This window comes from Serratia sp. Tan611 (assembly GCF_905188235.1).
Taxonomy (GTDB): Bacteria; Pseudomonadota; Gammaproteobacteria; order Enterobacterales; family Enterobacteriaceae; genus Serratia_B; species Serratia_B rhizosphaerae.
Map to the genome: position 1 here is coordinate 2,227,708 of NZ_LR994655.1, position 10,597 is coordinate 2,238,304.

General features: G+C 59.2%; 9 protein-coding genes. 3 read left to right on the forward strand and 6 right to left on the reverse strand.

From position 1 onward, the window contains the following. Positions 1–31: 31 nt before the first annotated feature. The 5 genes from hemP to katG all read right to left on the reverse strand — a co-directional run bounded on the left by hemP (position 32) and on the right by katG (position 4,660). Positions 32–214 carry a hemin uptake protein HemP gene (hemP, locus tag TAN611_RS10545; protein WP_160031255.1) on the reverse strand — a complete coding sequence of 61 codons (183 nt, stop codon included), beginning with the start codon at positions 212–214 and terminating at the stop codon, positions 32–34. Between the two features lie 189 nt (positions 215–403). Continuing rightward, positions 404–889 carry a glutathione peroxidase gene (locus TAN611_RS10550; RefSeq protein WP_111737189.1) on the reverse strand — a complete coding sequence of 162 codons (486 nt, stop codon included), beginning with the start codon at positions 887–889 and terminating at the stop codon, positions 404–406. Between the two features lie 108 nt (positions 890–997). Then, entirely contained in the window at positions 998–1,621 is a 624-nt protein-coding gene (gene ycaC / locus TAN611_RS10555; protein ID WP_105230886.1) for an isochorismate family cysteine hydrolase YcaC, read from the reverse strand. A 147-nt stretch (positions 1,622–1,768) separates the two neighbouring features. Then, positions 1,769–2,368: a hypothetical protein gene (locus tag TAN611_RS10560; RefSeq protein ID WP_203067676.1), complete on the reverse strand. Its 600-nt coding sequence runs from the start codon at positions 2,366–2,368 to the stop codon at positions 1,769–1,771. Between the two features lie 111 nt (positions 2,369–2,479). Then, entirely contained in the window at positions 2,480–4,660 is a 2,181-nt protein-coding gene (katG, locus tag TAN611_RS10565; protein ID WP_203067677.1) for a catalase/peroxidase HPI, read from the reverse strand. A 533-nt stretch (positions 4,661–5,193) separates the two neighbouring features. On the opposite strand from katG, the gene TAN611_RS10570 reads away from it, so the two are divergent. Continuing rightward, positions 5,194–5,757 (forward strand): DUF1440 domain-containing protein, encoded by a 564-nt coding sequence (locus TAN611_RS10570; protein ID WP_187043179.1) that lies wholly within the window; start codon positions 5,194–5,196, stop codon positions 5,755–5,757. An 859-nt stretch (positions 5,758–6,616) separates the two neighbouring features. Here TAN611_RS10570 and TAN611_RS10575 read toward each other — a convergent pair. After that, positions 6,617–8,797 (reverse strand): TonB-dependent siderophore receptor, encoded by a 2,181-nt coding sequence (locus tag TAN611_RS10575; RefSeq protein ID WP_203067678.1) that lies wholly within the window; start codon positions 8,795–8,797, stop codon positions 6,617–6,619. A 214-nt stretch (positions 8,798–9,011) separates the two neighbouring features. On the opposite strand from TAN611_RS10575, the gene fes reads away from it, so the two are divergent. Both fes and TAN611_RS10585 read left to right on the forward strand, forming a co-directional pair. Then, positions 9,012–10,355 (forward strand): enterochelin esterase, encoded by a 1,344-nt coding sequence (gene fes, locus TAN611_RS10580; RefSeq protein ID WP_203067679.1) that lies wholly within the window; start codon positions 9,012–9,014, stop codon positions 10,353–10,355. A gap of 12 nt (positions 10,356–10,367) precedes the next feature. Then, positions 10,368–10,595 (forward strand): MbtH family protein, encoded by a 228-nt coding sequence (locus TAN611_RS10585; RefSeq protein WP_105230928.1) that lies wholly within the window; start codon positions 10,368–10,370, stop codon positions 10,593–10,595. The last annotated feature ends 2 nt before the right edge of the window (positions 10,596–10,597 follow it).

Consider the following 10,597-nt stretch of genomic DNA (forward strand, 5'->3'; position numbering starts at 1 on the left):
TCGGGGTGGCTGGCGTTGGGGCTGTAAGGTATTACTTGGTCAGGATCAGCTTGCCCGCTTTGGTCTGGCGCAGCTGATAGCGTTGGCCCTGATGCGTGATAATCGCGACGCCGTCACGGCCGAGCAATTGCCGGCTGTCATAGCTGGGTGGGGGGGCCGTTTCCTGCGCGGGAGCGGCAGGCGCGACGGGCGCCGCGTGCTGTTTATTATCCATAATTGCTGTCTGAAGAATAAAAGAGTTAATTGATAACGTTTATCATAGTGATAATCATTATCATGTGAACATTGGGTTACAGCAAGGAAAATTTGCTTACCGGCGGGATCGGGTTCTTAACGTGGGAAACCGGAGCGGGGAGACTGAACGGCGCGGGCGGTGGGTAAGGGATTCCGCCCGGCACGAGAGTTATTTCAGCAGCGTCTCGATACGCTCGAACAGGCGCTCCGGCTTAGTCAGCGGCGCAAAGCGCGTCACGCGCTGGCCGTCGGCGGTGAGCAGGAATTTGGTGAAGTTCCATTTAATGCGCTGACTGCCCAGCAGCCCCGGCGCACGGCGCTTCAGTTCGTTAAACAGCGGATGGGCATCCGGCCCGTTGACCATGATCTTGGCGAACAGCGGAAAACTGACGCCGTAGTTCAGGCTGCAGAAGCTGGCGATGTCCTGTGCGTTGCCCGGCTCCTGTGCGCCGAACTGATTGCAGGGAAAGCCCATCACCACCAGGCCGCGATCGCGATAATAGCGCCACAGATTCTCCAGCCCGCGATACTGCGGGGTAAAACCGCATTTGCTGGCGGTATTCACCACCAGATAGGCGCGCGCCGGGAAGTCGGCCAGCGTTTTGGCTTCGCCCTGCAGCGTAGTGCAGGGAATGGATAATAGCGATGGGAGCATGCGGCGGATCCTGTCTCGGTAAATAACACCCCTAGTGTAGAGCAATCGCTGTTATCAGGTCACGGATTTGCCGCGCAACGGCAGACGCCGGGCGCCTGCCGTTTGGGCTTATTTCTGCATTAAATAGTCAAAGTTGCTCATCAGATTGCGGTAGTCGGGAATATGTTCGCTGAACAGTTTGCCCAGACCCTCGACATCGTTGCGCCAGTCACGGTGCAGCTCGCAGGCGACGCCGAACCAGTTCATCAGCTGCGCACCGGCCTGGGTCATGCGCTGCCAGGCGGCATCGCGGGTGATGGGGTTAAAGGTGCCGGAGGCGTCGGTCACCACAAACACCTCATAGCCCGCTTCAATCGCCGACAGCGCCGGGAACGCTACGCACACCTCGGTCACCACGCCGGCGATGATCAGCTGTTTTCTGCCGGTGGCTTCCACCGCTTTCACAAAGTCTTCATTATCCCAGGCGTTGATATTGCCGGGGCGGGCGATATAGGGGGCGTCGGCAAACTGCGCCTTCAGTTCAGGCACCAGCGGGCCGTTGGGGCCGGTTTCAAAGCTGGTGGTCAGGATGGTGGGTAACTTGAAGTAGCTGGCCAGGTCAGCCAGCGCCAGCACGTTGTTCTTGAATTTATCCGGATCGATATCGCGCACCAGAGATAGCAGCCCGGTTTGATGGTCAACCAACAGTACCGCCGCCTGGTCTTTATCCAATCTGACATAGGGTTTGCCCATGACTTACTCCTTAACTAAGACGATGATCGTACAAGGCGCCGGCGGCAATGCCGTCGGCATCGGGCGTGCGCAGCCTGCCGCACGCTGTCGACAACCTTAGCGTAGGCGAGTAACGGCAGGTAGCCAGGAAAATTAAGCCAGAGCGTTCTATGGCTGGAACGATGAGGCGGTAGCAGCCAGCTTACGCCGCACCGCGCTCAGGGTGCGGCGTCTGATCCAGCCGCTGGCCGGACGGATCAGCAGCCAGTAGCAGGCAAAGCGCGCTTTCACCTGCGGCGTAGGGCAGTAGACAAAGGTTTCGGTGCGTAGCCGCGTTTGGCCGATTTGATCTGCGACGACCTTAAAGCGCAGCACCAGTTTGGCGGCGTCGGGGTCGGCAAACTGAAGAAACTGCCGGGCGTCCTCCGGCCTGGGCAGAACCAGCGTTGGCCGCCAGAAACGGCCGGCCAGACCGAGGGAGAGTTCGTGGCTGTCCTGATGCAGCGGGGTGAAGCTGTCAAAGCCGAAGGGGCGGGCGGGCGTCGTGCGGCGACGCAGCCTGTCCGGCAGTTGTCGCAGCGCCAGCAGGCGACGGATCAGCGGATCCTCCTGCATATCCAGCGCCTGCACCGCGTGAATAATGGCTTGTGGCGCGGCGTCGATCGGCGCTGACTGGTGCCTTTCGTAAAAGCTGAACGCCGGCAGAAACGGCGATGCGTCCTGCCAGTGCCTGCACGCCCGTGCGCTGATAAATCCCAACCATGCCATAAGCTGCTCTCCGTATTGTCTGTCTGCAATATAGCCGGCGTTGCGGCGTAATGACAGCGCATAAAAAAAGCCTCCGCATGCGGAGGCTTGAGTGTTGCCGTAGCCGGTCTGTTACGCCAGATCGAAGCGATCCAGGTTCATCACCTTGGTCCAGGCGGCGACGAAGTCGCGGACAAACTTCTCCTGACCGTCGCTGCTGGCGTACACTTCCGCCAGCGCGCGCAGCACCGAGTGGGAGCCGAACACCAGATCGGCGCGGGTACCGGTGTATTTCACCTCGCCGTTTTGACGGTCGCGACCTTCGTACAGCTCCGCGCTGGCGTCGGTGGCCTGCCATTCGGTGCGCATATCCAGCAGATTGACGAAGAAGTCGTTACTGAGTACGCCGACGCGATCGGTGAACACGCCGTGCTGGCTGCCGTCGAAGTTGGCGCCCAATACGCGCAGGCCGCCGACCAGTACGGTCATTTCCGGCGCGGTCAGCGTCAGCAGCTGCGCCCGGTCAATCAGCAGCTCTTCGGTGGTCGGGCCGTTCGGCGAACGGCGATAGTTGCGGAAGCCGTCGGCCAGCGGTTCAAGCAGGTTAAACGCTTCAACGTCGGTCTGATCCTGACGCGCATCGACGCGTCCTGGCGTGAACGGCACTCTGACCTGTACGCCCGCGGCGGCGGCGGCCTGCTCAATGCCCACCACGCCGGCCAGCACGATCACATCCGCCAGCGACGCTTTGCCGGAGGCCTGCTGAATCGCCTTCAGGGTCGGCAGCACGCTGACCGGAATGGCGTTGACTTCCCAGTCCCGCTGCGGCGCCAGCGCCAGCCGTGCGCCGTTGGCGCCGCCACGCTTATCGCCGCCGCGGAAGGTGGCGGCCGAGGCCCAGGCGACCGAGACCAGCTCGCTGACGCTGAGATCGGAGGCTTTGATCGCCGTCTTCAGGCTGTCGATATCGGCCGCGCTTGGCTGCTGCACCGCCTGCGGCAGCGGATCCTGCCAGATCAGATCTTCGCCCGGCACTTCCGGCCCCAGGTAGCGCGCTTTCGGCCCCATATCGCGGTGGGTCAGTTTGAACCAGGCGCGGGCGAAGGCTTCGTTAAACGCCTGCGGGTCGTTCAGGAAGCGACGCGAGATTTTCTCAAACTCAGGGTCGAGGCGCAGCGTCACGTCGGTTACCAGCATGGTCGGCTTACGCTTCACCCCCGGGTTGAACGGATCGGGAATAATTTCCGGCCCGTCTTTGGCTTCGAACTGGATGGCGCCGCCCGGGCTGCGCGTTTGTACCCACTCATATTTGAACAGGTTTTCGAAGAAATTATTGCTCCACTGGGTCGGCGTTTGCGACCAGACAACCTCCAGACCGGAGGTGATGGCGTCGGGGCCGGAGCCGCTGCCGTAGTTGCTGGCCCAGCCGAGACCCTGCCGCTCCAGCGGCGCCGCAGCCGGCTCCGGGCCGAGGTGGTCGCCGGACGCTGCGCCGTGGGTTTTACCCAGCGTATGGCCGCCGGCGATCAGCGCGACGGTTTCTTCATCGTCCATGCTCATATTGCCGAAGGTGGCGCGGATGGCGGCAGCGGCCGACAGCGGTTCGCCGCTGGCTTCCGGCCCTTCCGGGTTGACGTAGATCAGCCCCATTTCGGTGGCGCCCAGCGCCTGATGGGCCAGACTTTCCGGGTGGCGGTGCGCCAGCCAGGTTTTCTCATTGCCCCAGTCGACGTCGAGATCCGGTTCCCAGACGTCTTCGCGACCGCCGCCGAAACCGAAGGTGCGGAAGCCGGAGTTTTCCAGCGCCACGTTGCCGGCTAGAATATACAGATCCGCCCAGGAGACTTTTTGGCCATATTTTTGCTTGATCGGCCACAGCAGACGGCGCGCCTTATCGAGGCTGACGTTGTCCGGCCAGGAGTTAACCGGCGAGAAGCGCTGCTGCCCGCGCCCGGAGCCGCCGCGACCGTCAACGGCGCGGTAGGTGCCGGCGCCGTGCCAGGCCATGCGGATAAACAGGCCGATATAGCTGCCCCAGTCCGCCGGCCACCACGACTGCGAGTCGGTCAGCAGGTGACGGATATCCGCTTTTAACGCGGCGTAATCCAGCTTGTTGAATTCTTCGCGGTAGTTGAAATCCTCGCCCAACGGGTTAGAGCGGTTGGAGTGCTGATTTAGCAGATCCACACGCAGTTGGTCGGGCCACCAGTCCTGATTGGTGGTGCCTCCGCCGGCGTATTGCTCAGGTACGTCGGCATGGAAGGGGCATTTCGCGGTCGTTGAAGACGTTGATTTGTCGGTTGGATTGCTCATTTCTTACTCCCTTTGCACTCGATGAATACCGTTACGATATCCTTTGGTTTTAGTAAGAGATATTTGAATTGGCCTACGGATTTGATAGGCCTAACTTTTCAACCGTTTGATTTCATTTATTTATTTTTAACACTCAGAAATCATTCGAGATTTACTCGAATTTTTAACGTTAACCTTCTAAAGCATAACGTATTTTTTGCGACGTGCATCAAGGTATTTCCCTGACATACTCTCTGGTTTGTGATCTGGCTGTTGCTATGCAAATGCTTTCTTTTTTCCCCTCGCATCGTTGGTTCGAGAGTCCTCGAATTTCATTAAACGGGGGCGGGATTGCTTCAAATCCTGTTTCTGTCAATGTTCGCGCCATTGAACATTTCCCCGTTGGTTACGGTGTCCAGTAGCAACAACGGCATGCAATTCAGGTTCAAGGCGTTGATTCGACTGGTTAGTTTTAAATATGATCTTGATCAAAGCATTCACCATCTGTTTAGTTAACTATCGCCAAACTATCCATTAAATTGATGGGGGATTCCATGGACGTGAGTTCTTTTTTTGCGCAGACAGATCCCGGTCGGCGACGGTATGGCGTTGCTTTTTTTGTTGGCGTAGTTGCTGGCGTTATGTCGGCATTTGTGAAGTGGGGCGCAGAGGTTCCATTACCACCTAGGACGTTTTCTGGCGGGCGTGATGAATTCAACCCGCCTTACTTGTTCCTTAGAGATTACCTTGGGATTGACCCTACACAGGCGGTCTATCATTTCTCTGAACATGTAATAAATCCAGTGCATATTACCCACATTATTTTTTCACTTGTTTTTGCTATCGGATACTGTGTTGTCGCAGAAGTTTTTCCTAAGGTTAAACTCTGGCAAGGGGTCATGGCGGGTATCATTGCTACCATAGCGGTTCACTGGATTTCATTCCCACTATTGGGTTTAACGCCGCCTTTGTCGATGTTACCGATAGATGAATATATTTCGGAGTTGATAGGTCACGTTTTCTGGTTCTGGGCAATTGAAATGATTCGCCGGGATCTTCGGAATCGAATCACTCATGAGCCTGATGCTGAAGTGCCTCTGGATGCCAGATTCCGATAATTTAAAATACTGTTTAGGTTAAAACCTCGCGTTGGCGGGGTTTTTTTTAGGGATTTATTACGAAAGGCAATGACGCCTCATAAAGCTGGCCATGCCGATGCGTCAGGGATATCAGAGTCCTTAGTTAGGCCAAGAGTGCGGGGATGCGGTCTTAGCTACGATGCTCCAGCCATCACTCTCATCAGGAAGTTTAAAAGCAAAAAATAATAACCATACAAAAAATGTGCTGTTGACGTCCTGTTGAGTGTATCCGCGATATATTAGCTTTGTCCCTCAATGCGCTTTGTATAAAAATCATTAGAGTTTCAATTATTATAATTGAGCGCTATAGAATTGTCCGTGGTGTATCTATAGCGCTATTTTTTCTGGGTGATTAATTAATTCTATTTAGCATTGCTTTTTAAGGGGGTAGAACAATATATTCTGCTCCGAATAATACACGCTTTTCAGCCTGCGATGATGGGATAGCCCGGAGTGGCTGGGAAGCGTCCTCCCAAAAGCCCCCTTGTTTTGATTAACACGCTGCGTCTCCACCAGGGGGCGTGCCTCGCTGATGTGAAATGACCGTCGGAAAAGACCGGCGTTTATTCCCGGCTCTGGCACCCGTCGGGGTTTCTACGCGCCGGATGCAGGGGGTTTAACCATGACTAATGACTTATGGAGCTTCCCCATCCGTCAGGTTAAATATTGCTATCTGCCCGCTTCGCGCCCTTCTTTTTGCCGATGTCGGCGCCGAACTGGGGCTGGTGACGGCGGAGGCATTCAGAGGGCAGGGGGTTGCGGCGGCGCCGTCGGGATAAGCTAGATGCGGTGACGAAAAAAGCCGGCGGCCGCGCTCTGACGGCCGCCGGCGGGATATTTACCAGCTGTAAGCCACCGAGGCGATAACGCTGCGGCCGCTGCCGTAGAAGCAGGCCGAGGTATTGCCGCAGGAGGCGACATAGTGCTTGTCCGCCACGTTGTTGACGTTCAGTTGCAGCGTGGCGCCGCGCAGCGCCGGACTGGCCTGGCCCAGCTCATACTTCGCCATCAGGTCGTACAAGGTGTAGTGCGGAATTTTAAACCCGCCTTCGGAATCCCCCCAGCTGGTGCCGGTATAGCGTACGCCGCTGCCCAGCGTCAGCCCCTGCAGCGCGCCGTGCTGGAAGCGGTAACTGCCCCAGGCGGAGGCGGCGTGGCGCGGAATGCTGGCGGGCGTATGGCCGACCTGCTCGCCGATGGCGCTCTCCTTGGTGACCGCATCGGTATAGCTGTAGGCGGCCATGACGTTGATCGCCGGCGTCAGCTGCGCGTGCGCTTCGGCCTCGATCCCTTTGGAACGCACCTTGCCGACCTGCTCGTTATAGCCGGTTACGCTGTTATAGGCGGTGATGTTTTTCTGGGTGATATCAAAGGCCGACAGGGTCAGCAGCGTGTTGCTGCCCGGCGGCTGATATTTCAGGCCGATTTCGGTCTGCTCGCCGGTGGTGGGTTTGAATGGATCGCTGCCCGGCGCACCGCTGCTCAGGTTAGGCTCGAAGGAGGTGCTGTAGCTGATATACGGCGACAGGCCGTTATCGAACGCATACAGCAGGCCGGCGCGGCCGCTGAACTTGCTGTCGTTCTGCTGCACGTCGCTGTCCGCCACGCGGTCCTGCGTGCGGACTTCCGACCAGTCCTGACGGCCGGACAGCAGCAGGTTCCAGCGGTTCCACTCCAGCTGATCCTGCAGGTAGATCCCCATCTGGTCCAGCTTTTTACGGGTGCTGGTGGCCAGGCTGAAGGTGCTTTCATCGATATGCACCGGGGTCGGGTGCGCCCAGTCGAGAATGTATTGATCGCCGCTGTCGCGCCACAGCTTGCTGTCCACGTCGCTCCATTTGTAATCCAGCCCGCCCAGCAGCGTGTGCTTGACGTCGGCGGTGGCGAATTCGGCCTTCAGCTGGTTGTCGATGCCAAGCTCCTGCGACTCGATTTTATCGTGCTGCGGCCGGCGGTTGATGGAATGATCGTTACGGTCGTCGGCGTCAAAGGTGTACACCAGATATTTGTAGGACTCGTCCATATTGGTGTAGCGCAGGTTCTGCTGGAAGGTGAGCACGTCGTTGAGGCTGTGGTCGAAAATATAGCCCACTGAGGTTTGCTCGCGCTTTGCCTGGTTGTAGCTCGGGTCGCTGACGTTGAAGTCGTAGGGAATACGTCCCGCGCTGGTGCTGAACACCGTGCCGTTGGCGGGCAGGAAGTTGCGGAAACCGGCTTTCGGTTCGTTCTGGTAGCTGGTCAGCAGCGTAAAGCTGGTGTCGGCATTGGGCAGCCAGGTGAGCGCCGGGGCGATGGCCAGACGCTGCTGCTTGTTGTCTTTCATCGACTGATGCTGGGTGCTGGCGACGCCGTTCAGCCGGTAGAACAGCGTGTTGTCGTCGTTGAGCCGGCCGCCGAAATCAAACGCCGCCTCGCCGTAGTGGCGGTTACCGCTGCTGAGGCGGATTTTGTGGATGCTCTCGGCGGTGGGGCGCTTGCTGGTCATGCTGATAATGCCCCCGGGGTTGACCTGCCCATACAGCACGGAAGCCGGGCCGTGCACCACCTCGACGCGCTCCAGCAGCCAGGGATCGATCTGGCCCGCCGCGCCGGCCTGGCCGGACAGGCCGTAGCTCAGGCCGTCAAGAAACTTGGGCATATAGCGGAAGCCGCGGGCGATCACCTCATCGTTGCGGTTCGAGCCGCCGCGGTAGTTGGTCAGCAGGCCGCTGGTGTAGTTCAGCGCATCAGACACGGAGAGGGCGGCCTGGTCGTCCATCTGCTGGCGGGTAATCACGGAAATCGCCTGCGGCGTTTTGCGCAGCGGGGTGGCGGTTTTGGTGCCGGCGGCGCTGTCTTTGGCCACCGGGCCTTTCAGCGGCGCGGTCACGCTTTGCGCCGTGACGATCATGCTCTCTTCGTCCGCCGCATAGCCCGGCAGCGCCGGCAACAGGATGAGGGAAGGTGAAAATAACAAATAGAACAGCTGCCCCGACGTTGCCGGTTGTTTTCTAATTATCCCTTTGTTTTTCAATCTCATTGTAACCCCTGAATAAAAACGTGTGCTGTATGAAGGCGTGCGTTACTCCTCACGCGGCCTGCTGACGGCCTTGTTTATCCCACCTGTCGGCCGTTGCTGATTTGCCGAAACGCGCCGTAGCAAAAAAGCTCGCAAATGATATTGAAAATAAGAATGATTATCAATACGATTGTAAATCTTCGTAAAAGTACCTCACTTTACCGTAAGGAATTACATGCATATTTTGCCAGCCGCCCGACAGGGAGCGGCAGTAAGCGCACAGAGCACGGTAGCGGCAGGGACGGTCAGCCGGTGGTTGCAGGCTGAACAGGCCGGGCAGGCGGCGTGGTGGCAGCAGGTCGTGCAGCGGGGAACGCCGATCGTCGAAGAGCATGATCGGCAGCAGGCGCGCTTCACCTGGCTGTGGCGCGATCCGCACGGGAATGAGCCGCGTTCGCCGATCCGGCGGGTGTATGTCGATATCAACGGCGTGACCGACCACCACAGCACCGATCCAAGTACGCTGCAGCGTCTGCCGGGCACGGATATCTGGCACTGGTCAACCCTGCTGCCGCGCGACTGGCGCGGCAGTTACAGCCTGATCCCGGTGCAGGATGCGCAGCTTCCCCCCGTTTTCAGCGCCGATCGGGCGCAGTGCCGCCAGCAGCAGCGCGCCTGGTGGATCTCTCTGTTCCCGCTGGCAATTGCCGATCCGCTCAATCCCTATCCCGCCGCGTCGACCCGCATCGGCCAGCCGCTGTCGCTGGCGCAAGGGCCGGACGCCGCCGATCAGCGCGCCTGGCTGACCACGCCGCCGCCGCTTGATGCGTCGCGGTTACACCACTTCCTGTGGCGCAGCGAAACGCTGGGCAATCAGCGCCGCATCTGGGCGTACGCCAGCGGCGAGGGCGCCTCTGCGGCTGAGCGGCCGCTGGTGATCCTGCTGGACGGTCAGAACTGGGTGGACGGCCAGCCGCTGCTGCCGGTGCTGGCGCGCGAAACAGCTGCCGGTCGGCTGCCGCCGGCCTGCTATCTGCTGATTGATGTGATCGACGGCCAGCACCGCGAGCGGGAACTGCCCTGCAATGCCGACTTTTGGCTGGCGCTGCAGGCGGAATTGCTGCCGCTGGTGCGCCAACGCATGGCGTTCAGCGACAGCGGCGCGCGCACCGTGGTGGCGGGGCAGAGCTACGGCGGGCTGGCGGCGATGTACGCCGGGCTGCACTGGCCGCAGCGCTTCGGCCGGGTGCTGAGCCAGTCCGGTTCGTTCTGGTGGCCGACGGTGCAGTACGTCACCGATTTTGCCCGGCGCGCGGAGTTTGACGAAGGCTGGCTGACGCAGCAGGTGCGTCAGGGCCGGGTGGCCGCGGGCACGCTGACGGTATTTCAGGAAGCCGGCGACCGGGAAGCGGATATCGAATTTGTGAATCAACAGATGCAGCAGGCGCTGAAGGCCGCCGGGCATCGGGTCAACTACCGGGTATTTTCCGGCGGCCATGACGCGCTGTGCTGGCGCGGTGGGCTGCTGGACGGACTGCACTGGCTGCTTTCCGATATGGACGACATACATTTCGACTAACAGGTGATGGAAATGACTCAGGAACAACAAAACCCTTTTGATGATGAAAGCCTGCCGTTTTTGGTGCTGATCAACCAGCAACAGCAGTATTCGCTGTGGCCGCAGTTTGCCGCCGTGCCGGCAGGCTGGCATGAGGTGATGGGGCCGGCGACGCGCGCCGAGTGCATCGCGTTTATCGAAGCCCATTGGCAGGACATGCGCCCCGCGGCGCTGAAAAACAGCGTAACGCCGGCGCCGTGATC

Bases quoted from the DNA above. Each gene is read 5' to 3' on its own strand.
- TAN611_RS10575 (WP_203067678.1), bottom strand. From the start codon at position 8,797: ATGAGATTGAAAAACAAAGGGATAATTAGAAAACAACCGGCAACGTCG.
- TAN611_RS10560 (WP_203067676.1), bottom strand. From the start codon at position 2,368: ATGGCATGGTTGGGATTTATCAGCGCACGGGCGTGCAGGCACTGGCAG.
- katG (WP_203067677.1), bottom strand. From the start codon at position 4,660: ATGAGCAATCCAACCGACAAATCAACGTCTTCAACGACCGCGAAATGC.
- TAN611_RS10570 (WP_187043179.1), top strand. From the start codon at position 5,194: ATGGACGTGAGTTCTTTTTTTGCGCAGACAGATCCCGGTCGGCGACGG.
- TAN611_RS10550 (WP_111737189.1), bottom strand. From the start codon at position 889: ATGCTCCCATCGCTATTATCCATTCCCTGCACTACGCTGCAGGGCGAA.
- fes (WP_203067679.1), top strand. From the start codon at position 9,012: ATGCATATTTTGCCAGCCGCCCGACAGGGAGCGGCAGTAAGCGCACAG.
- TAN611_RS10585 (WP_105230928.1), top strand. From the start codon at position 10,368: ATGACTCAGGAACAACAAAACCCTTTTGATGATGAAAGCCTGCCGTTT.
- hemP (WP_160031255.1), bottom strand. From the start codon at position 214: ATGGATAATAAACAGCACGCGGCGCCCGTCGCGCCTGCCGCTCCCGCG.
- ycaC (WP_105230886.1), bottom strand. From the start codon at position 1,621: ATGGGCAAACCCTATGTCAGATTGGATAAAGACCAGGCGGCGGTACTG.